A 20,456-nucleotide genomic window follows, 5' to 3' on the forward strand; every position below is an offset into this window, starting at 1 on the left:
TATTATTGATGTTGTATTGATCGTGAACTCCGTCAAAGTCATAAATCTTATTATAGATAAGAGGTGAGTAGTGATTATATCTGCGACAAATGAACATTCACTTGAAGTTGTTAACGTTATACAACAAAGTATTCTCTCTTGTACGCTTGATCATAGGGATGATGCCACGATTATTCAGCATTGGTTAGAAAATAAAACTGAAGCGAATATAGGTGAGTGGATTAACAATAATATTTGTTTTTTATATTGCTTTTCAGGAAAAGTGGTTGGATTTATATGTATGTCTAGACATGGGAATTTATTTCTAAATTACATATTACCTGGTTTTCAAAATCAGGGCATTGGTGAAAAGCTTTTAAAGTATCTGATTGAGTATTGCAAAACTAATCATATTCAGACGATATTTTTAGAGTCTACTTTGACAGCGCTTAATTTCTATAAAAACATAATTTTAAAATAGTTGATGTGGTCACTGAAAATGAAAGAATAGTGGCTTATGAGATGTTGCTCCATGTAAAAATTTAAGGTTGGAAAATAGGCCTTAGCATTACCTGATTATTTGTTGTTAATTTCTGGTTAATGTACTTGACCTTTAATTAAATGAGTTCTATTTTGGAACTTAATTGGTTTTTGACCAGATCAGGCTTGTCTAATCAGGACTAGAATTAACCCAACTATGGTTTGAGAACTGAGAAAAATAAAAGGAACAGGAGTTTCATATGTTTGCGATTCGCTACCAACAGATTCCATTGCAATTCTTATTTGAGCATCAGGCAACTTTGGCAGGACTTGGAAAAATAGGCTTACGCAGTCTTAAAAAAACAAAGATTGCTCCAGTTGACTGGCAGTCATTAGCATCGATTAATGAAGTGATTGATGCGCCGAGTCAAGATTTGATTGAACATTACATCCTATGGAGTGGCGCTGAGCCTGATAAATATCATGACTCAATTCCACCACATATGGTGTCACAATGGGGACTATCCTTTACGACGCGATTATTGCTCCAAACGCATTATCCATTGAGTCAAGTGATCAATCAGGGCGTCAGTCTGAAAATTCACGGCAAGATTCCAAGAACAGAAAAACTCATGATTCAAGCCAAGATCGCACAGGTAGATGAACGTAATGGTTTGGCACGTGTTTCAGTTCAAATTACCACAGGTACGATTGCTGAACCTGAACTGGTGGAAGCGCTACTACATATGGCTTTTATTCTGCCTCATTTTGAAAAAACCAAACGCCCTGAAACCAGCGACACTAAGCTTTGGCACACACTAGGCGAATGGTCGACTCGTTCAGATGATGGCCTGAAGTTTGCCTTACTCACAGGAGACTTCAATCCGATTCACTGGGTTACACCATTAGCCAAACTGTCAAACTTTGGTCAAAAAGTGCTGCATGGCTTTGGGGTGTTTGCACGTAGTTTTGAATTACTGCCACAACCGATTCAGCAAATTGATGTCCGCTTCCTAAAACCGGTCAAACTTCCTTCAGAACATAACCGCGTGGAAACCAGTACCGAGCAGGAACAAAAGTATCTCCGTGTTGTTGGTTCAGCAGGGCAAATCTGCTTAATGGGCCAATATTCATAAAATAATAAGGTGAGAGCAATGACGACGCTTATAGCAGCAAGACAGGATGTAACAGCTTGTATTTTGTGTTCACGCAATTGTGGACTCAGTGTAGAAATTGAAGATAACCAGTTTAAAAAAATTAAAGGTGATGATCAGCATCCTTTCTCGCAAGGCTATATCTGTCAGAAGGCCGCACGTTTGCAGCATTACCAACAACATGCTGATCGTTTAACTTCACCGTTAAAACGTCAGGCAGATGGTTCATTTAAAGAGATTAGCTGGGAACACGCCATTCAGGAAATTGCTGAGCAGCTTGTACAGATTCGAAATAGCCATGGCGGAACTGCCTTTGCATCTGTAGGTGGTGGTGGTCAGGGGAATCATTTAGGTGCTGCTTATGGTCGTCAGTTGCTCTATGCCATGAAAAGTTTTTATTCCTATAATTCTTTGGCGCAGGAAAAAACGGGCGATTTCTGGGTCAATGGTCGTTTGTTTGGCAGCCAAGCGTGTCATACCACCGAAGATGTAGAGCATGCAGATTATGTGCTGTTTATTGGTACTAATCCTTTTCAGGCGCATGGGATTCCAAATGCACGAGACACTTTAAAACATATTAAAAAAGATCCGAATCGGACCATGGTGGTGTTTGATCCACGTGTGACCGAAACCGCTAAACAAGCTGATATCCATGTGCAATTAAAACCAGGGAGTGATGCTTATCTGATGTCCGCCATGATTGCAATTATATTGCAAGAAGAACTGTATGATCAGCAATTTATTCAGCAACATACGCACGGCTTTGATCAGGTTAAACAAGCTTTTCTAGCGGTTCCAATTGTAGAATACATCCGAAAAGCCGATGTCTCCGTAGAACTGATTTATCAGATTGCGCGTGATTTTGCCAAGGCACAACGTGCTTGTGTCCGAATTGATCTCGGTATTCAACACACCTTAAATACCACTTTAAATGGTTATCTGGAAAAACTTTTATATTTGCTCACAGGGAATTTTGGTCAACAAGGCGGCAATAATCTGCATACCATGTTTATTCCAATCCTCAGTAATACCGATGAGCGTAATCCTAAATATCGCCGTACCGTACATCATAAAATGTTCCCGATTTCAGGCTTCTTTCCACCCAATATCTTACCCGATGAAATTCTAAAAGCAGGGGAAAAGCGAGTTCGTGCAGTGTTTGTAGATAGCTGTAATCCTTTATTGACCTATCCGGATACTGCTGCTTATGAACAGGCTTTTCAGTCCTTAGAGCTCTTGGTGGTGGTCGATGTGGCCATGACTGAAACAGCACGAATGGCGCATTATGTGTTACCTGCACATAGTCAATTTGAAAAGTGGGAATTTACAGGATTTAATCTGGAATTTCCGAAGAATGGCTTTCATTTACGCCACCCACTATTTAAGGCACAAGGCAATAGTCTGCCTGAAGCGGAAATCTATACCCGTCTGCTCGAAGCCATGCAGGTCATTCCTAAACAATTTCCGATATTGAGTAAAATTGCAGAAAAAGATTCGGCCAATACCGCGTATCTTGCCTATTTCGGTGCGCTAGGTATCAGTTTTGCGAAAAATAAAAAGTTAATTCCCTATGCGGCATCCATTGTATATCGAACCTTAGGCAAAACGTTGCCGAATGATGCTGCATCAACTGCCTTGCTATTACCCTTATGTATGCAATATGCAGCTCAACATTACCAAGCGGTAAAGCAAGCAGGCTATGTTGGTAATCGTTTAAACCTAGGTGTTAAGTTATTCCAGAACATTTTGCAGCAACGCTCAGGCGTGGTGTTATCACAACATGACTATGCCGATGTTTGGGAATTGATCGCCTATAAAGATAAGAAAATTCGTTTGGCAATTCCTGAAATGTTTATCGAGTTAGCTCAGTTAAAACAACGGTCTTTGACTTTAACTGATGCATATCCCTTTATTTTGCTCGCGGGTGAACGTCGTAGTTATAACGCCAATCAAATTTATCGTGATCCTGCTTGGCGTAAAGTCGATGCGGAAGGACGTTTAAGAATCAATCCTGAGGATGCGCAGACTTTTGGGGTCGAAACAGGACAGATGCTGCACTGTATTTCTGAGCACGGCAAGATTCAGGTCACGGTCGAACTTGATGAGGGCATGCGGAAAGGCGTGGTGTCGTTACCGCATGGATATGGATTGCGCTATCGGGGCGGAGAGCCGATTGGGCCACAATTGAATCGTCTTACTTCTTCTCAACATTGTGATCCATTGTCCAAGACACCCTATCATAAATATGTGCCTGTACGTTTGGAGCGGCTCACAACTTAGACCATTAGCCTATTGATATTTCTGTTGAAATGCACCAAATTCTTACATGTTGCTTAAATCATGTTTGCAATGGGTGCAATATAAACTGAACAAAAATATGCTGACAGGCGCTATTTTTCTTTGTAGATTGAAACAGACTGATTCAATTAAATAAGTAACATCATCATAAAGTTGCTATGGGATTGGAATAATTATTGCTATAAAAATAATTCACTGTGATGCGTACAACAAGGATGCACAGAAGCTGTGCTAAACCCAGTAAAAGATTCACAAAATGAGTGCGTATGATGAAGCATGAGAGACCTGAAACGAGCTTACCGATCTTGCAAGATCAGTATGGTCGTATTAAGCGTAAGTTACGGATTTCGGTAACGGATCGCTGTAATTTTAAATGCGTTTATTGTATGCCTGAGCATCCGCAATGGATGAAAAAGCACGATTTACTGAGTTTTGAAGCCTTATTAATATTTTGCAAATATATGGTTCAACAAGGGATTGAAAATATTCGTATCACAGGGGGGGAACCCCTTATGCGTCAAGGTGTGGTGCATTTTATTCGGGATTTACAGGCCTTCAGGGCTTTGGGACTTAAACGCATTTCAATCACCACCAATGGTCATTATTTAGCGAAGTATGCTGACCAATTGAAGCAAGCTGGCTTGGATGATCTGAATATCAGTCTGGATAGTCTTGATCCAATTCAATTTAAACAACTGACTAAAAAAGAGCTTAGCCCTGTATTGAATGGTATTGAAGCAGCAAAAAAGGTAGGGCTTCCATTCAAAATCAATTGTGTTTTGATGCAGGGGCAAAACCATGACCAGATTTTGCCGATGGTAAAGTGGGCAAAGCAGCATAACATTCCATTACGTTTTATTGAGTTTATGCCGTTGGATGGTGATCAGCACTGGACCGATCAAGCAGTGGTGAGTGAGGCGGAAATCCTAGCGCAACTCAAACCTTATTATGCTATTCAAGTTTTGCAACAACAGCATGAACCTGCACGGATTTACCAATTGGATGGTCAATATCAGCTGGGCATCATTTCAACCATCACGCATTCTTTTTGTGGCGATTGTGATCGCATTCGCTTAACGGCTCAGGGTGAACTCTACAACTGTTTATTTGCGCAACAAGGGCTTAATATCAAAGCTGATTTAGAAGCCGCTAAGCAGTCCAATCTGGATATTAAACAGCACGCATTACAACAGCTTGATCAGAAAATTAAGCCTTATATTTGGCATAAGGCCAAAGGCTATCATGCACTACAGCATCAACAAGCACGTAAAATCAGCATGCATATGCTGGGTGGTTAAATAAAAGTGGTCTGGAGAACATATGCAAACCATTGAGATTAAAATAGAAGCGTTTGGGGCAATCGAAAGGTTATTACCAAAGCCGCTGGCATTTGAGTTTGCAGCAGACCGAATGGTCAAAGATGTATTGGCACATATTGTGACACTTTATCCAGAGGCAAATCATGCCATGGAAAAATGTGCCTGTGCGATAGGCGAAGATATTATTACACGCCAAACTGCTTTAGAAAATTCCTGTACCTTGGTGTTGTTGTCACCTGTAGCGGGAGGTTAAACATGCGTGAATTTGCCAGAGTACAAGATCAGGCTTTAAGCCTTGATTCTGTTGATCCGATTCAGTCTTTTCCAGAATGTGGTGGGGTTGATATTTTTATTGGTACGGTTCGCAATCACCATCAAGGTAAAGCGGTTAAAGCCTTAAAATATACCTCTTATACACCTGTTGCTGAGAAAATGATTCGTGAGATTGAACAGCAAATCCAAGAAAAATATCAGGTCTCTTATGTTCGGGTGATGCATCGGATTGGCTATCTGGATGTCAGTGAAACGGCGATTATTGCCATAGCCTACGCAGCACATCGCCGTGAAGCTTTTCAAGCCTGTGAAGAGGCGGTTGAGCGGGTCAAACATGAAGTGCCGATCTGGAAAGAAGAATTTTTTATGGATGGAACCAGTCAATATGTCGAAGGTTGCTGTATTCGTAAAGATCAAACCGATAATGTTCAAGCGAAAATCCCCCTAAATCCCCCTTTATTAAAGAGGGATTTACCCGAGCATCACCATGAAAATTGTAGCCATGAGCATACACACGAATAAAGCGTCAGGAAGTTAAAATGAAAAATGTTGGGATGAAACCCGAGAGTTATCGTGTTGCAGAAGCACAAGCGATTTTACATGCCCCTGCGCATTGTATTCAGTTACTCCGAGATGGCAATACTGAAAAAGGTGATGCCTTAAAAACGGCTCGTATTGCAGGGATTCTAGCGGCTAAACGTACGGATGAGCTGATTCCACTCTGCCATCCATTACCGATCTACCGCGCCGATGTTGATTATGACCTACATGATGATCATGTGGTGATTCTGACGACGGTTGAGACGATTGGCCCTACAGGCGTGGAAATGGAAGCGCTAACCGCTGCAAGCCTAGCGGGTTTAACACTGTATGACATGCTTAAGCCGCATTGTGAACCAGAAGAGCTATGCTTAGATCAATGCAAATTGCTGAAGAAAAAAGGTGGTAAATCACATTTTAAACGTACTTTACGTCAACCTGTCTCAGCAGCAGTAATTGTACTGTCAGATACGGTTGCTGCAGGCCGTAAACCTGACACCGCAGGTAAATCGGTTGTAGAAACTTTGACTGAAGCGGGCTTTGATCCGATTCATTATCAAATCTTGCCAGATGAAGCTGATCAGCTCAAAGATCTGGTTCTGGAACTGACCAAATCTTATGCCTGTATTATGACGGTGGGTGGAACAGGCATTGGCAAGCGCGATATTACCGTGGATACCCTAGAGCCACTACTGGAGCGCAAACTTGATGGCTTAATGGAGGCAGCACGTTCATTTGGGCAAAAACGAACACCTTATGCAGCGATGTCTCGTGGTGTTGCAGGCTTTATTGATCGTTCATTGGTGGTGACCTTACCAGGAAGCCGTGGTGGCGCAAGTGAATCCATGGCGGCAATTTTACCAGCGTTGGTGCACATTTTTGATGTCTGTCGTGATCTACCGCATCCGGGAGGTTATGAATAATGTCAGGATGTGGTGCCGAAAAAGGTCTGATTAGTATTGATGAAGCATTGGCATTGGTGCAAAGCCAGCCTAAAGCTTTAAAGGTTGAGACATTGCCTTTAGCCGATGGACTGAATCGCTATTTAGCCAAATCGATCAATTCCAATGTCAATCTACCGAGTTTTTCGCAAAGTGCAGTGGATGGTTATGCCCTGAATAGTTCAGTTGAGAAGCTTCAGGACACGGTATATGACGTGATTGGTGAAATTAAGGCAGGCAGTGAGTCTGAGCATCAGCTCCAAGATGGGCAAGCAATTCGTATTTTCACCGGTGGGAAAACTCCTGAGGGAACAACACATGTTGCTCGGCAAGAAATCGTCGCGGTTGAAGCCAATCAATCCATTCGATTGACTGAACATATTTCAGCGCAAGCGGATATCCGTTTTGTCGGTGAAGAAGTGCAACGAGGTCAGCAACTGGCAGATGTTGGGCAGCGCATCAATATTGGTGCACTTGCAGCACTCAGTATGGCTGGGGTACAAAGCATCGATGTGTTTCAATCACCTAAAGTGGTTGTGGTCATTACTGGGGATGAAGTTGCAGAAACGCCTGAAGATTTGCAGACAGGGAAAGTGTTTGATGCCAATGGGCCATTATTAAAAGCTTGGTTGCAAGACTATGGTATCGATGCGGAAATTTTGCATATTGCCGATGAGGCTGAGCAAGTCACGCAATGTTTTGAGCGCCTAAAACAGCAATATGATCTGATCATTACCACGGGTGGTGTTTCCGTTGGCGATTATGATTTTGTTCGGCCATGTGCTTTTGAAACAGGTTTTGAACAAATCTTCTGGAAAGTGAAGCAAAAACCGGGTAAGCCACTGTTCTTTGCTGAGTATATAGATCAAGATCATAGTTGCTATTTATTGGGTTTACCGGGTAATCCAGCAGCGGTGTATGTGTGTATGCAAGTCTATGGCAAAGCCTTATTAGATGCTTTGCAAAACCAACGCCAGCCCTTGCAATGGTTGAGCGGTGTGCTCACTCATGATTTAAAATCGGATGCACGTGAACGTTTTTTAAGAATGCAGGCTTATTTTGATCAAGGGCAACTCAAGTTCCAAAGCTTGGCGAAACAGCAATCGCATATGTTGAGTAATTTAATGCAGGCCAATAGTCTGGTCCGTATCCCCGCCAATACCAAACTGGAAGTAGGACAAATCCTTGCTGGGCTATTCATTCACAACTAAATTGTTTTGATGAATTTATGTAAAATGACTGAATATTGGTACTTTTAGCCTAGTGCCAATATTGCATCTGATGGATAAGGTGATTTAGTGTATATTTTATATTGTTTAGTTTCTAAACATGACGGTTCAAGACATTGATGTCTTTTAAATAAAACTTTAAAAAAATGATTAGGTGATAATAATGAAATGGGATGAAATTGGCGACCAGCCATGTTCAGTGGCGAGGACGCTCTCAGTGTTGGGTGATCGTTGGACAATGCTCATCTTGCGAAATGCATTTATGGGTATACGTCGCTTTGATGATTTTCAGCGCAGTCTGGGGCTGACGCGGCACGTACTTTCAGAGCGTTTAAAGCGCTTGGTGGAGCATGGGATTTTAACCAAAGTACCTTATGTCGATCGTCAGGAGCGTTTTGAATATCAACTCACAGATAAGGGCTTAGACCTTTATCCAATTATTCTTTCTATGGTGCAATGGGCCGATAAGTGGATGGATATGGGGTTAGGTAAACCCGTTGAATTTACGCATAAAAGTTGCGGGCGAAAAGTTAATCCCAAAGTGGTCTGTTCTGAATGTAATCAACCGATTCACGCTAAAGATGTACGAGTCGCGGCAGGTCCAGGCTATTTTGCCTTTATTGAACAAAAGCAGAAAACAGCATGATTTGCTTATCGCCTTTGTTGTTCTATTTCATGCTGAATGGCATGGGATAGAACCTCAAAGACTTTAGGCTCAAGTGATTGTGCTACATTAAAACGAATAAAATTCTTAAAATTCTGACTTTGGCTAAACGCATTGCCCGGAGCCAGAATCACACCATGCTCTAAGCAATTCTGCGCAATACGTGCGGTATCAAAATGTTCAGGTAATTTACACCACAAGAAAATGCCAGCGGATGGTTTAACCCATGCGTTGATTCCGAGTTTCTCAAGTTGCTTCACTGTTGCGTCCATTGCTTTGGCCAAACGTATTTTTAGCTCTTCTAGGTATTTACGGTAATTACCATCGGTCAATGCGGCATACAGAATTTCTGAAGAGAGGTTATTACCCCCAAAACAGGTTGCGATTTTGATATCAGCCAAGTCCTCAATCCATTCTGATTGGCTTGCAATATAGCCCGTACGGACAGAACCTGATAATGTTTTAGAAAAACTACCAATATGAATGACACGGGATAAGCCGTCTAATGCGGCCAGACGAGGGGCGCTATGTCGTTCTAGATCTGCAAAAATATCATCTTCAATCACCACCAGATTAGACTGTTCAACCAGTTTTAAGACTTGATACGCTGTTGATGCGGTTAATACCGCTCCCGTTGGATTATGAATACCTGAGTTGGTAATGTAGAGGCGTGGATTATGGATTTTGATGGCTTGAGCAAAAGCCTCCAGATCAGGCCCTGCAGGCGTGTAAGGCACACCAATGATTTGGATTTGATGAACTTTAAGCAATGCATGGAAGTTAAAATAACAAGGGTCATCCACTAAAACCACATCATTCGGTTTGAGAAAATAACGACAAATTAAATCGATTGCCTGTGTGCCTGAGTCGGTCAATAAAATTTGATTGGGCTGTGCTTCAATACCTTTGCTTAATATTCTGCGTGAGAGTAACTCACGTAAAGGTGCTAGGCCTAATGGCGTTGAATAATTCGTCAAAGTGCTTGAAGGAGCTTTGGATACTTTACGAATGGCTTTACGGATATTTTCATGTGGCATCCAGTCATCAGGTAACCAACCGCAGCCCGGTTTTAAAACTCCTTGTTTTGCTTCGAGGGCTTGTCTTGAAATCCAGAGTGGATCGATACTCCGATCGATTTTGGGATGAATTTCAGAGATGGATAAAGGTGCAAGTGGTCCTGCAACAAAAAAACCTGAACCTGTTTTTGCCTCAATAATGCCTTGAGAAGCAAGGCGTTCATAGGCTTCAACGATTGTTGAGACAGATAGATGAAGTACAGCAGCCAAAGCACGGACTGAGGGTAAACGTGAGCCGGGTAGTAATGAGCGGTTTTTTATTTGTTCCTGAATATGCTGGATTACAAAATCAATTTTAGTACTTTTCATGAGAGCACCTTTAACTGTATGGGTAAAATAACCAATACAGTTATTTGAAATTGTACTGTACTGTGTGTGGTATTTAAACCATATCACAGTTTAAATTCTCCATGTGGATTTGGAGAAAATAAATGAAAACTTTAAATAGCGGCTGGTTCAATGGTCTGATTGGTGTAATTATTTTCGCAGGGTCGTTACCTGCAACACGTGTTGCAGTCATGGACTTTAGTCCCACCTTTTTAACAGCTGCCCGTGCTGCGATTGCTGGACTACTTGGTTTGGCCTTGATTTTATTATCGCGTCAGCAGTTACCCGAGCGCAAAGATTGGCTGCCATTATTTTATGTTGCACTGGGAGTGGTGGTTGGCTTTCCACTGTTTACGGCTTTGGCACTCCAATATGTTAGTGCTGCACATACCATTGTTTTTGTGGGTTTATTGCCACTGGCAACTGCGATTTTTGGCGTGTTAAGAGGTGGAGAAAGACCAAATTTAGCTTTTTGGTTATTCGCTATTTTAGGTGGGATGCTGGTTTGTGGTTATATGCTGATTCAAACAGGGAGCTGGGCATTTAATTATGGTGACACGTTCATGCTCTTGGCGATTTTGCTTTGTGCTTTTGGTTATGCCGAAGGGGGTAAGCTATCGAAACATTTAGGGGGGTGGCAAGTTATTTGCTGGGCGTTGATTATTACCTTGCCGATCATGCTACTTCTCTCTTATTTGTATATGCCTGCAAACTTTGCTGGAGTTTCAACATCGGCAAAACTAGGTTTAGCTTATGTGTCTTTATTCAGTATGCTGATCGGTTTTTTCTTCTGGTATAAGGGCTTGGCACAAGGGGGGATTGCCACAGTTGGTCAGTTACAACTGCTGCAACCTATCTTTGGTTTGGCGATTGCGGCTGTCTTATTGCATGAACAAGTCAGTGCAGCGATGTTCGCCGTGACGGTTGCAGTAATCCTTTGTGTTGCTTTCGCCAAAAAATATGCATGATGCTCATGCATATACATAGCTTATAGACAATTTGCAGGTTTAGGTACACCCGCTAAACGGCTTAAATGACGAGCGACTAAACCTGTATTAAACTTCTGCTGCAACAAGGCATTATCAATTTCAGCATTAACAGTTTTCATTAAAAACTTAATGAGTGGACGTGTTGCAGGTGAATGACCAAATTGTTGATAAAACTGTCTCACAGCATAAAGAATCTCAAAATGCCAATCCGTTAATTGTAAATCTAAAGACTTTGCCAACTCCTGAGCAACGTTTTGATCCCAAATGCTGTAATCAACTAAATGACCGTCTTGGTCTAATTCTAACTGCATAAAATAGCCTAAAAAATAAAAAATGAATGAAAGAAATATTATTTCAAAGAAACACAACGTTTGAATTTTAAGCTGAGCTCTGCAAATTGGTCATAATCGATTGCCTGAATTTTGTCTTTAACTTCATCATTAAGAAGGTTGTGCTCATTAGTTAAACAATAAATGTGATGATAAGTTGCTGTAATTAATGCAGACACCTGAATTGCTGCATCACCCATAATCACAATATAGTCATCAGATTGTGCCATTTTTACTAAGTCAGACCAGAGCTGTTCTGTTGCAGATTGGACTAAAAAGAGCGTTGTTTTTTCCATAATGAAACACCTTACCAGTATAGTATATGATCAAATGACTGGATAAACTCCGGATTGAGATCAATGAATTCGATCTCCTGATCTGTATTTTTAATGATTCTAAGTTCTTGATTTTCATATTCAATTAAAATTGGAGTCAAATCATAGAACTCAAAACTTTCAACCATATTGGCTGCAATTTTAAACTCATGTTTAAGTTGATCAAATTCTAACTTATTGTCCAATAAGTTAATTGCCGCACACTTTAATAATACTTTGACAGAAATACCAAAGGTTGCTAAAACCATAGTTGCGGACAAGCTTTCATTGATTTGCAAACTTGTTAAGTTAGGTTGCGTTAGGATGACGAGTACAGATTTCACACAATTTACCTTTTCAAAGCAACACTGTAGTAAAGAACTTAAATTAAAATTGAATTAAACGAGAACAGCTTTGTACTGCGTCAGCAAGCTCACCAAGACCAACCAGTTCAAAGCCTTTGGCTAAGTTGTAATGTTGGAGTGAATGGCGCTTTGCATTGTCCGCATCAGTGATTCCCCGAGCAAGGGCAGCACTGACACAGACAGGGAGTCGAATGCCGAGCTTTTGCCATTCTTGTTTTAGATTGCGTTGATCATCAGGAAACCACTGTAAGTCATTCGCAACCTGAACACCATCTTGGTAAAAGAAGACTTGAAGTTCTTCATGCTTATTTTGTAAGGCTTGAGCTAAACCAAAAGCATGCCAAGCCAAAATTGACGTAGGCGCAGAAGTAATTAGCAGTAGTGTACTCATTGAATATTCACTATGGTCGTAGTAGGCAAAAATAATGATGGATAGATTTAAAGGAAGGTAAGTATACAATGATTTTGCTGACAGGTGGTTTAGGCTTTATTGGTTCGCATATAGCTTTGAGTCTGTTGGCTCATGGTCAAGAAATTGTTATTGTGGATAATTTAGCCAATTCAACCTTACAGACCTTAGAGCGGCTCGAATATATTTCAGGCATGTATATTCCATTTGCGAAACTGGATGTCCGTAATACACCAGCTCTAAATAAAGTATTCGAACAATATTCAATTGATACAGTGATTCATACAGCCAGTTTTAAATCTTTAGAAGAATCTGTGTTAAAACCGCTGGAATATTATAATGACAACGTCAGTAGCATAATGAGCTTATTAAGAGCTATGCAGCGAATGGGGGTTAGACAGTTAATTAATCTCTCGAGTTTGGCTGTATATGGCCAATCAGATGCGAAACTATCTGAAGAAACCAAGTTTAATTATAGCTACCCGAATCCCTATGTTCGATCACAGCAAATGGTTGAAGATATTATTGCTGATACTTATAAAGTCGATCCTGAATGGCGTATTGTGAACTTGCGTTTATCGAATATCGTGGGTGCATTTGAGCATGGTGTTTTAGGTGAATTTGTTACGCAATTACCCAAAAATATTGTACCTTTGGCCTTACAGGTTGCAGCGATGCAACGCGAATATATTGAATTGCAAAATCAGGCAGCAACGGCTGATGGTACGGTTGAGCGAAGTTTCCTACATGTTTTGGATGCATGCGAGGCAATCCTAAAAACATTGAATTGGCTGAAGTCACAACATAATTGCTTAGCGTCATTCAATATTGCACATTCGCAACTGACATCGATTCAAACTTTGCTGAATGAAATTGAAAAGGTGACGCAAACAAAAGTGAATACTCAACCAGCGGTTTTTCAACATCAAGAAATAGCGCAACTCGGGGCAGCTTTAGAGAAAGCAGAGAAGGTATTGAATTGGTCTCCAAAGCGACCTTTGACTGTGATGATTGAAGATGAATGGCGGTTCTATTTAAATACCTTAAAAGGTAATTAAGATAATGATTCTTATTTACAATTATATCTGCTTTGATTAGGATAATGGCTACTAGCCAAAGCATCACCTTGCTTCAGCCCGTGAGAACTTTAACCAAATAGAGCAGAGGTTGTTTATGCAAATGCGAATTGAACACGACACAATGGGCGAAATTGAAGTACCCAATGACGCTTTATGGGGGGCGCAAACGCAACGGAGTCTACAAAACTTTAAGATTGGTCAGGAGCGCTTACCGCGGGCGATGATTCGTGCAATGGGGTTGGTCAAGAAAGCTGCTGCAATGACCAATGCTGAGTTAAAACAACTGCCTGAAGATTTGAGCCAGTATATTGTTGGTGCTGCTGAAGAAGTGATTGCTGGACAATGGGATTCACAATTTCCCTTGGTGGTTTGGCAAACAGGTTCAGGCACACAAAGCAATATGAACTGTAATGAGGTGATTGCCAATATTGCTAATCAGAAATTAGGGCAGGCATTGGGAGCACAGAAACCAGTACACCCAAACGACCATGTCAATCGTGCACAATCGACCAATGACTCTTTTCCAACTGCAATTCATGTTGCAGCCAGTATCCAAATTAATGAATTACTGATTCCTGCTGTTGAAAAACTCAAGGCTACTCTGGAACGTAAATCAAAAGAATTTGATGATATCGTGAAAATTGGGCGGACGCATTTGCAAGACGCAACCCCTTTGACCTTAGGGCAAGAATTTACTGGTTATGTGTCGCAGCTGGAACATGGCTTAAAACGTTTACAGCAAGCGCTTGCAGGTTTGTATGAGTTACCGTTAGGTGGTACAGCTGTGGGAACTGGATTGAATGCACATCCTGACTATGCAGTGAAAGCAGCTGAGCAGTTGGCTGAACTTACAGGTTTACCATTTGTCACGGCACCGAATAAATTTGAGGCTTTGGCAGGTCGTGATGCCGCTGTCTTTGCATCGGGCGCATTAAAAACGCTAGCAGTAAGTTTAAATAAAATCGCGAATGATATTCGTTGGTTGGCAAGTGGGCCACGCTGTGGTTTTGGTGAAATCCGTATTCCAGAGAATGAGCCCGGTTCGAGTATTATGCCAGGCAAAGTCAATCCCACGCAGAGCGAAGCAATGACCATGGTTGTTGCACAAGTCTTAGGGAATGACACTACGATCAATGTTGCAGGGGCTTCGGGTAACTTTGAGCTCAATGTGTTTATGCCTGTGATTGCATACAACTTATTGCAATCAATTCAGTTATTGGGTGATGCATGTAATAGCTTTAATGATCATTGTGCGGTTGGAATTGAACCAAACCGTGAAAAAATTGATTACTTCCTGCATAATTCCTTGATGTTAGTCACGGCACTTAATCCTGTTATTGGCTATGAGAATTCGGCTAAAGTTGCGAAAACTGCGTATAAGGAGAATAAAACCTTAAAACAGGTTGCAGTTGAACTCGGACTGGTTACCGAAGCGCAATTTGATGAGGTGGTAAAACCTGAAAATATGGTTTCTCCAAATAGTAAGTAAGCTTGATTCCTGAATAAAAAATCCCTCTTGAATAGAGGGATTTCTTTATAAAATAGAGATATTAAGTACTATAGTTGGTCAGGATCTATGATGTGTACAAATAAGGAAATCCAAGTACTGATACCAGCGACTAAATGCTTTAAAGACTTGTTTTATAGATTGAATTGCAATTTCACTTTCATATGTTGAGAAGGTTAGCTGATCTATGATTTTTTCTTCAGCTCCAATGGTATGACCTGTTTCTTTATGATAATGGATGTCTCCACAATAACTTAACTGGTAATTAGAATGTTGGGTGATATCTCTCAATTTTGAAAAGATGATATGACCTGTAATCTCGATTGCTTCGATAATTGCAAGTCGAATATTGGCTGGTTGGTTGTGAACTAAATGGACTAACTCGAAAAAAAGGATTTGGTTTTCTTCATTTTCTTTTGACCATAATTTTTTTAAAGTTGTCGTAAATTTTTCAGGAAGATCATAGCTTAGTTTTTCTAAATCATGCACATACCAAATCCAATGTTCGGCATCTTCTGCTGCATGTATGTTTACGAGATTTTCCAATTCATTTGTTGGTGCTTTAAATGGCAATACATATTTATTAAAGTCACCAAAGTTCATAACGAAATGGGCGATAAAAGGTAGAAATACAAGTTTATTTTTTAATGAAATGGATGTGCTGTCTAATGTATCTAATAGTTTTGATTTATCTAAGACTATACGTTCAGACATTATCAATTCTTTGATCTTAATCACTTTGATTAACTCCTACAAAGCCTATTCAGAACGGACATAAGGTAATCAGTAAATGATGTCCGTTGTTTTAAAGCCTATTGAATTAATAGATATTTCACATTTTTTTAATCTTAAAAAAGCTGTGAAATGAGTAATTTTGAACTGACCTGCATGGTCAGTTCTATTATTCCAAAGGTAGAGAACGGATAGCAAACTTTTATGTATCTGCTACACGATGATGATGTAAATAATTATTCTCCATGATGTGGTAGGCAGTTGGTTAAGGTCAAAGATCTCTCTTTGACTATGTTCTATGCTTGAGATTATGATTTTGTAGGAACTACTTAATGTGTAGAGGAAAGTCTTTAGAGCGAAACTAACATTGAATAAATTGTCATAATTGTTAGAATGATCATCTTCTTCTGTTTTTATCTTTTTTGTTTTGCCAACACTGTGCAGAGCTGAAATTAAGTTTATATAAAACAGCATTTTACCTTAGGATTTTTTTGATGCTCTCTATCTATTTAACAGATACCAAAACCAACATCCAATTTTCTGATCTTCCAAATGAAAATCCTGTTAAGTTTCTGTTGAATTTAAAGAAAATTTTTCCAAGTACGGCAGACTTACTCTTGCCTGTATTGCCTGAAGACAATAATTTGGAAAATGTGACTTGGGAAGCGACGTCAAAAGACTTTGAGGTTTTTAAAAAACTATTGGAGGGCTGGGGCATCATCGAGCTACGTTTAAGCGCGATTACCACCTATAAAGATAAAAACTTTGCCAATGAGTTAGTTAAAAAGGCTCAAATTAAACGTAAACACATCGCCCAAACTCAACCACAGTTATCGTTGATTGCCTTAGATTATGTGTTGATGCATGAGATTCATGCACTGATTGATGCTGAACTGGTGATGATTGGGGAAAAATTCTATTTACCGACATTGCGGGAGCTTTGGAAGGGACAATTCCCAGATCAAATTTTGCAATGCAAGTTTTAATTATTTAAAGCAGGCTGTCAGCCTGCTTTTTTATGATCTTAACTTTAGCCCAATAGAACAATTTCCGTCTACAAACAATTACAAGAATTTAGTGTCTGTATTTTTAAGCGGCATATATATTGCTTATAGGGATATAAATATTATTGCGGGAGAGAAGTTCTTCAATGAACTCGCCGAAGGAGCAACGACCCCGGAAACTCTCAGGCAGAAGGACTGTAATAATAGAAATACAATCTGGAGAGCAGTGCTCAACTTGTAGAAATATACGACAACTTTATTCTTCTACGACAAACACTCACCGAAGGGGAAGGCTTAATGGTTAATTGGTAATCATCTGCCGAAACTCTCAGGTACCATGACAGATGGGGCTATGCATTAAGAAATGTGATGCATTTCTAGGAGTTTGCTATGCCACATGTTGTTGTAATTGGTGCGGGGATTACGGGTGTAACGTCTGCTTATGAATTAATTAAATTGGGTTATGAGGTGACGGTGATTGATCGCCATCTGTTTCCAGCTATGGAAACCTCTTTTGCCAATGGTGGGCAATTATCTGCCTGCAATGCGGAAGTCTGGAACCAAAAAGCAACGGTACTCAAAGGTATCAAATGGATGAGTAAGAAAGATGCACCATTATTGCTCAACCCATCTTTTAGTGTGCACAAGTATCGCTGGCTGATTGAGTTTTTGACGCATATTAAAAATTATAAAGCCAATACCATTGAAACAGTGCGTTTAGCCTTGTTGGCAAGACAACGTTTGTTTGAGGTTGCTGAAAAGGAAAATATTTCTTTTGACTTGGAAAAACGTGGCATCTTGCATATGTATCACACTAAAGAAGATTACCAAATTGCCAAGCAAGTCAATGATGTATTGGTTGAAGGGAAACTAGAACGGAATGCGATAACTCCTGAAGAAATGAAAGCCATCGAACCGACATTAACAGGTGACTATTATGGCGGATATTACACTGCCGGTGACGCAACTGGTGATATCCATAAGTATTCTGTCGGGTTGGCGGAAAGAACACAGCAATATGGTGTGAAATATTGTTTTGGCCTTGATGTTGTTGATATTAAATTTAGCCAAGACAAAGCGATTGTTCACTGTAAAAATAGCTCGGAAAATGTTAATCCAACTGCGGATGGGATTACTGAAATTATTGCTGATCTGGTTTTAGTCTGTGGGGGAGTCGGAAGCTATCAACTGGCCGATATGCTTGGGGACAGTGTCAATGTTTATCCAGTCAAAGGGTATTCGATTACCGTACAGCTCAAAGATGAGCGCAGCGTAAATAATGCACCTTGGGTGAGTTTGCTCGACGAGAGTGCAAAAATCGTGACCTCACGTTTAGGTGCAGACCGTTTACGTATTGCGGGAACAGCTGAGTTTAACGGTTACAACAGAGACATTCGTGCAGATCGTATTCAACCCTTAATTAATTGGGTAAACCAGAACTTTGATATTTCAACGGAACATGTGGTTCCATGGGCGGGTTTACGTCCCATGATGCCGAATATGTTGCCTGTGGTGAGACAAGGTAAGCAACCAAGAGTCTTTTATAATACGGGACATGGACATTTAGGCTGGACACTCTCTGCCGCAACAGCCGTATTGATCAGTCAGGAAATTGCACAAAAATTTCCAAGCTGAATAAAAAAGCCGATGTGAAAACATCGGCTTTGTCGTGTTTGGATTAGTCGTATAAGCGGTAAATACCTGTAAAGCGACTGCAATCTTTTTGCTCAGATTTAACAATTAACAGTGCTTTCTGGAAGTCCAATTGATATTGGCATTTTTTTTCATTATCAATGATTTGGCTTCTTTGTTCAGGCGTACTATAGGCGAGCAATGACTGCGTTTGGGTTTCTAGACGGTTATTCGGATTGCGATAGGCCGTTCCTTCGATTTTAAGTTTGTCTTTATCGAGCTGGTGAATCTGTAGGTGAACGGGTTGAGCTGCTAGTTTGCCGTGCTCATATTTTAAATAATGCTGTGTGAGTGTTTGATTCATTGAGGTATAAAAATTCAAATCATCTAAACGCGCATCAAACTGCTGTTGATAACAATTTTTGCTTTTGCACTGTTGTACCTGATTTAGCCACAAGCTTTGCGTGTCGTGTAATAACTGTAGCGGGGCGTCCGTTACTAAATAGGCAGTCAGAAATTTGGTATTCAGCTTCAAACGCTGCTCTTTATATTGTTTAGAGCAGATTTTATTGGCGTTTAAATCATTGCTCGTGCAGTCAATTGCTTCTGCATAGGCAAATGTTGAGCAAAAACAACTCAATGTGATGATGTAACCAGATTTCTTTAATTGATTTCTTACAGTGTTAAACAGCATAATCACTTATACTTTCAGTCTAATTTGCTCAACGTACTATAGCGAAATAGAAAGCCTGAATACAAGATTTGTTCAGTATATTGTAAAAGGAAAATCATATGGTTGCTCAAATTCGTATTGGACAAGGGATTGACGTACATGCATTTGAAGAAGGTAATTTTGTTACTTTAGCCGGTATTCAAATTCCACATACGCATGGTTTAAAGGCACATTCAGATGGTGATGTGGTGTTGCATGCATTAAGTGATGCATTATTGGGTGCTTTGGCATTGGGTGATATCGGACAGCACTTTCCAGATACAGATCCAGAATATAAAGGTGCTGACAGTCGCTTGTTGCTTAAACATGTCTATCAATTGATTCTAGATCGTGGTTATCAACTCAATAATGCTGATATCACCGTTGCTTGTGAGCGTCCTAAGTTGGCTAAGCATAACTTAGAAATGCGCCAGAGCATTGCAAATGTATTGGATGTTGATATAACTCAAATCAGTATTAAAGCCACAACAACGGAGAAGCTGGGTTTCACGGGTCGCCAAGAAGGAATCTTGGCGACTGCAACGGTTTTGATTTCACATCAAGCAAAATGATTGCTGTTAATCAATGATTGTTCTAGTTCTTGCGTTGCTTTACGACCTTGCAGTTGTAAAGTAATGCTATGAATTAAACCGGTCCATGTTTCGTTGGGTTCCCAAACTTGATGTAACAGCTCTTGTGCTGTTGGTAGGTCGATATTCATATAGAACTGGCGATAGAGGTACATCAAGCTACTGACACGCATATTGTCATTGCAGTGCAGCCAAATGATTTCGTTTTGCACCAGATGGTCAATCAGGTCTAAAACAAATAAGCATTGTTCAGAACAAGGTATATCCCAACCAATTGGAATGTGAATATAGTTTAATCCCAAATCTAGACAGATCTGGTCTTGCTTAGCCAGATGATTGTCAGATTGGCTGGTTGCAAGGTTAATGACTGTGCCGCAACCATACTCTTTGATTTGTTGTAATTGCTCGGCAGTCGGTTGACCAGAGCTAAACAGATGCTCATGCACCAAAGAGAAGTTTGGTATTTGAGATAAGGCTTGTTCAAGTGAAGTCATAACGTCCGCTGCATATTGAG

Annotated in this window: 23 protein-coding genes and 1 riboswitch; of the genes, 15 read left to right on the forward strand and 8 right to left on the reverse strand. The window is 40.4% G+C overall.

Annotated elements, in window-relative coordinates:
* The first annotated feature begins 70 nt into the window (after positions 1–70).
* The 9 genes from NQU59_RS12130 (at position 71) to NQU59_RS12170 (ending at position 8,859) form a co-directional block, all read left to right on the forward strand.
* Positions 71–460 (forward strand): GNAT family N-acetyltransferase, encoded by a 390-nt coding sequence (locus NQU59_RS12130; RefSeq protein ID WP_257063612.1) that lies wholly within the window; start codon positions 71–73, stop codon positions 458–460.
* A 259-nt stretch (positions 461–719) separates the two neighbouring features.
* Positions 720–1,595, forward strand: coding sequence for a MaoC/PaaZ C-terminal domain-containing protein (locus tag NQU59_RS12135; protein WP_257063613.1), 876 nt, complete (start codon positions 720–722; stop codon positions 1,593–1,595).
* Positions 1,596–1,613: 18 nt separating this feature from the next.
* A complete protein-coding gene (locus NQU59_RS12140; protein WP_257063614.1) occupies positions 1,614–3,893 on the forward strand; it encodes a molybdopterin-dependent oxidoreductase in 2,280 nt (759 codons plus the stop codon).
* A gap of 284 nt (positions 3,894–4,177) precedes the next feature.
* Positions 4,178–5,209, forward strand: a complete 1,032-nt coding sequence (gene moaA / locus NQU59_RS12145) for a GTP 3',8-cyclase MoaA (RefSeq protein WP_257063615.1) — start codon at positions 4,178–4,180, stop codon at positions 5,207–5,209.
* A gap of 22 nt (positions 5,210–5,231) precedes the next feature.
* The gene (locus NQU59_RS12150; protein WP_005241258.1) at positions 5,232–5,483 is read left to right on the forward strand and encodes a MoaD/ThiS family protein; all 252 of its coding nucleotides are present in this window, start codon (positions 5,232–5,234) and stop codon (positions 5,481–5,483) included.
* A gap of 2 nt (positions 5,484–5,485) precedes the next feature.
* Positions 5,486–6,025: a molybdenum cofactor biosynthesis protein MoaE gene (locus NQU59_RS12155; protein ID WP_257063616.1), complete on the forward strand. Its 540-nt coding sequence runs from the start codon at positions 5,486–5,488 to the stop codon at positions 6,023–6,025.
* Positions 6,026–6,042: 17 nt separating this feature from the next.
* Positions 6,043–6,966 (forward strand): bifunctional molybdenum cofactor biosynthesis protein MoaC/MoaB, encoded by a 924-nt coding sequence (moaCB, locus tag NQU59_RS12160; RefSeq protein WP_005241260.1) that lies wholly within the window; start codon positions 6,043–6,045, stop codon positions 6,964–6,966.
* Positions 6,966–8,195: a molybdopterin molybdotransferase MoeA gene (locus NQU59_RS12165; RefSeq protein WP_257063618.1), complete on the forward strand. Its 1,230-nt coding sequence runs from the start codon at positions 6,966–6,968 to the stop codon at positions 8,193–8,195. Before moaCB ends, NQU59_RS12165 begins: the two co-directional genes overlap by 1 nt.
* Before the next feature lie 181 nt (positions 8,196–8,376).
* On the forward strand, positions 8,377–8,859 hold the full coding sequence (locus tag NQU59_RS12170; protein WP_005241263.1) for a winged helix-turn-helix transcriptional regulator: 483 nt from the start codon (positions 8,377–8,379) through the stop codon (positions 8,857–8,859).
* A gap of 5 nt (positions 8,860–8,864) precedes the next feature.
* On the opposite strand, the gene NQU59_RS12175 is transcribed toward NQU59_RS12170, so the two are convergent.
* Positions 8,865–10,262 carry an aminotransferase-like domain-containing protein gene (locus NQU59_RS12175; protein WP_257063619.1) on the reverse strand — a complete coding sequence of 466 codons (1,398 nt, stop codon included), beginning with the start codon at positions 10,260–10,262 and terminating at the stop codon, positions 8,865–8,867.
* A 122-nt stretch (positions 10,263–10,384) separates the two neighbouring features.
* Here NQU59_RS12175 and NQU59_RS12180 point away from each other — a divergent pair, with 122 nt between their 5' ends.
* Complete coding sequence (locus tag NQU59_RS12180; protein WP_257063620.1) at positions 10,385–11,248, forward strand: DMT family transporter; 864 nt, start codon at positions 10,385–10,387, stop codon at positions 11,246–11,248.
* A gap of 20 nt (positions 11,249–11,268) precedes the next feature.
* On the opposite strand, the gene NQU59_RS12185 is transcribed toward NQU59_RS12180, so the two are convergent.
* From NQU59_RS12185 to tusD, 4 genes are read right to left on the reverse strand one after another with little or no spacing between them, the layout of a single operon-like run.
* The gene (locus NQU59_RS12185) at positions 11,269–11,580 is read right to left on the reverse strand and encodes a TusE/DsrC/DsvC family sulfur relay protein (protein ID WP_005241268.1); all 312 of its coding nucleotides are present in this window, start codon (positions 11,578–11,580) and stop codon (positions 11,269–11,271) included.
* Between the two features lie 38 nt (positions 11,581–11,618).
* Positions 11,619–11,894, reverse strand: coding sequence for a hypothetical protein (locus NQU59_RS12190; RefSeq protein ID WP_257063622.1), 276 nt, complete (start codon positions 11,892–11,894; stop codon positions 11,619–11,621).
* An 11-nt stretch (positions 11,895–11,905) separates the two neighbouring features.
* Complete coding sequence (locus NQU59_RS12195; protein WP_005241271.1) at positions 11,906–12,256, reverse strand: hypothetical protein; 351 nt, start codon at positions 12,254–12,256, stop codon at positions 11,906–11,908.
* 43 nt (positions 12,257–12,299) lie between these two features.
* The gene (tusD, locus tag NQU59_RS12200; protein WP_005241272.1) at positions 12,300–12,668 is read right to left on the reverse strand and encodes a sulfurtransferase complex subunit TusD; all 369 of its coding nucleotides are present in this window, start codon (positions 12,666–12,668) and stop codon (positions 12,300–12,302) included.
* Between the two features lie 68 nt (positions 12,669–12,736).
* On the opposite strand from tusD, the gene NQU59_RS12205 reads away from it, so the two are divergent.
* Together NQU59_RS12205 and fumC are read left to right on the forward strand one after the other, a co-directional pair.
* Positions 12,737–13,744 carry an NAD-dependent epimerase/dehydratase family protein gene (locus NQU59_RS12205; RefSeq protein WP_043969875.1) on the forward strand — a complete coding sequence of 336 codons (1,008 nt, stop codon included), beginning with the start codon at positions 12,737–12,739 and terminating at the stop codon, positions 13,742–13,744.
* Between the two features lie 115 nt (positions 13,745–13,859).
* Positions 13,860–15,254, forward strand: coding sequence for a class II fumarate hydratase (gene fumC, locus NQU59_RS12210; RefSeq protein WP_043969876.1), 1,395 nt, complete (start codon positions 13,860–13,862; stop codon positions 15,252–15,254).
* Between the two features lie 78 nt (positions 15,255–15,332).
* Here fumC and NQU59_RS12215 read toward each other — a convergent pair whose 3' ends face one another.
* Positions 15,333–15,986, reverse strand: coding sequence for a hypothetical protein (locus NQU59_RS12215; protein ID WP_227541456.1), 654 nt, complete (start codon positions 15,984–15,986; stop codon positions 15,333–15,335).
* A 512-nt stretch (positions 15,987–16,498) separates the two neighbouring features.
* Between NQU59_RS12215 and NQU59_RS12220 the strand changes: the two genes are divergently transcribed.
* Positions 16,499–16,990, forward strand: a complete 492-nt coding sequence (locus NQU59_RS12220; RefSeq protein WP_043969878.1) for a hypothetical protein — start codon at positions 16,499–16,501, stop codon at positions 16,988–16,990.
* A gap of 136 nt (positions 16,991–17,126) precedes the next feature.
* A riboswitch (glycine riboswitch) is annotated at positions 17,127–17,216 on the forward strand.
* 182 nt (positions 17,217–17,398) lie between these two features.
* Entirely contained in the window at positions 17,399–18,643 is a 1,245-nt protein-coding gene (locus tag NQU59_RS12225; protein ID WP_043969879.1) for a D-amino acid dehydrogenase, read from the forward strand.
* Positions 18,644–18,686: 43 nt separating this feature from the next.
* Here NQU59_RS12225 and NQU59_RS12230 read toward each other — a convergent pair whose 3' ends face one another.
* Positions 18,687–19,334, reverse strand: a complete 648-nt coding sequence (locus NQU59_RS12230) for an A1S_1983 family putative colistin resistance protein (RefSeq protein WP_257063626.1) — start codon at positions 19,332–19,334, stop codon at positions 18,687–18,689.
* 98 nt (positions 19,335–19,432) lie between these two features.
* Between NQU59_RS12230 and ispF the strand changes: the two genes are divergently transcribed.
* On the forward strand, positions 19,433–19,924 hold the full coding sequence (ispF, locus tag NQU59_RS12235; RefSeq protein ID WP_257063627.1) for a 2-C-methyl-D-erythritol 2,4-cyclodiphosphate synthase: 492 nt from the start codon (positions 19,433–19,435) through the stop codon (positions 19,922–19,924).
* Here ispF and NQU59_RS12240 read toward each other — a convergent pair.
* Positions 19,912–20,436: a protein tyrosine phosphatase family protein gene (locus tag NQU59_RS12240; protein ID WP_043969880.1), complete on the reverse strand. Its 525-nt coding sequence runs from the start codon at positions 20,434–20,436 to the stop codon at positions 19,912–19,914. The genes ispF and NQU59_RS12240 overlap by 13 nt on opposite strands.
* Positions 20,437–20,456 lie beyond the last annotated feature (20 nt).

It is taken from the genome of Acinetobacter colistiniresistens (genome assembly GCF_024582815.1).
In the GTDB taxonomy this organism is placed as follows: domain Bacteria; phylum Pseudomonadota; class Gammaproteobacteria; order Pseudomonadales; family Moraxellaceae; genus Acinetobacter.

What these genes read in the sequence shown, in the direction of transcription:
- NQU59_RS12135 (WP_257063613.1), top strand. Translation starts at nt 720, where the DNA reads ATGTTTGCGATTCGCTACCAACAGATTCCATTGCAATTCTTATTTGAG.
- NQU59_RS12140 (WP_257063614.1), top strand. Translation starts at nt 1,614, where the DNA reads ATGACGACGCTTATAGCAGCAAGACAGGATGTAACAGCTTGTATTTTG.
- moaA (WP_257063615.1), top strand. Translation starts at nt 4,178, where the DNA reads ATGATGAAGCATGAGAGACCTGAAACGAGCTTACCGATCTTGCAAGAT.
- NQU59_RS12150 (WP_005241258.1), top strand. Translation starts at nt 5,232, where the DNA reads ATGCAAACCATTGAGATTAAAATAGAAGCGTTTGGGGCAATCGAAAGG.
- NQU59_RS12155 (WP_257063616.1), top strand. Translation starts at nt 5,486, where the DNA reads ATGCGTGAATTTGCCAGAGTACAAGATCAGGCTTTAAGCCTTGATTCT.
- moaCB (WP_005241260.1), top strand. Translation starts at nt 6,043, where the DNA reads ATGAAAAATGTTGGGATGAAACCCGAGAGTTATCGTGTTGCAGAAGCA.
- NQU59_RS12165 (WP_257063618.1), top strand. Translation starts at nt 6,966, where the DNA reads ATGTCAGGATGTGGTGCCGAAAAAGGTCTGATTAGTATTGATGAAGCA.
- NQU59_RS12170 (WP_005241263.1), top strand. Translation starts at nt 8,377, where the DNA reads ATGAAATGGGATGAAATTGGCGACCAGCCATGTTCAGTGGCGAGGACG.
- NQU59_RS12175 (WP_257063619.1), bottom strand. Translation starts at nt 10,262, where the DNA reads ATGAAAAGTACTAAAATTGATTTTGTAATCCAGCATATTCAGGAACAA.
- NQU59_RS12180 (WP_257063620.1), top strand. Translation starts at nt 10,385, where the DNA reads ATGAAAACTTTAAATAGCGGCTGGTTCAATGGTCTGATTGGTGTAATT.
- NQU59_RS12185 (WP_005241268.1), bottom strand. Translation starts at nt 11,580, where the DNA reads ATGCAGTTAGAATTAGACCAAGACGGTCATTTAGTTGATTACAGCATT.
- NQU59_RS12190 (WP_257063622.1), bottom strand. Translation starts at nt 11,894, where the DNA reads ATGGAAAAAACAACGCTCTTTTTAGTCCAATCTGCAACAGAACAGCTC.
- tusD (WP_005241272.1), bottom strand. Translation starts at nt 12,668, where the DNA reads ATGAGTACACTACTGCTAATTACTTCTGCGCCTACGTCAATTTTGGCT.
- NQU59_RS12205 (WP_043969875.1), top strand. Translation starts at nt 12,737, where the DNA reads ATGATTTTGCTGACAGGTGGTTTAGGCTTTATTGGTTCGCATATAGCT.
- fumC (WP_043969876.1), top strand. Translation starts at nt 13,860, where the DNA reads ATGCAAATGCGAATTGAACACGACACAATGGGCGAAATTGAAGTACCC.
- NQU59_RS12215 (WP_227541456.1), bottom strand. Translation starts at nt 15,986, where the DNA reads ATGTCTGAACGTATAGTCTTAGATAAATCAAAACTATTAGATACATTA.
- NQU59_RS12220 (WP_043969878.1), top strand. Translation starts at nt 16,499, where the DNA reads ATGCTCTCTATCTATTTAACAGATACCAAAACCAACATCCAATTTTCT.
- NQU59_RS12225 (WP_043969879.1), top strand. Translation starts at nt 17,399, where the DNA reads ATGCCACATGTTGTTGTAATTGGTGCGGGGATTACGGGTGTAACGTCT.
- NQU59_RS12230 (WP_257063626.1), bottom strand. Translation starts at nt 19,334, where the DNA reads ATGCTGTTTAACACTGTAAGAAATCAATTAAAGAAATCTGGTTACATC.
- ispF (WP_257063627.1), top strand. Translation starts at nt 19,433, where the DNA reads ATGGTTGCTCAAATTCGTATTGGACAAGGGATTGACGTACATGCATTT.
- NQU59_RS12240 (WP_043969880.1), bottom strand. Translation starts at nt 20,436, where the DNA reads ATGACTTCACTTGAACAAGCCTTATCTCAAATACCAAACTTCTCTTTG.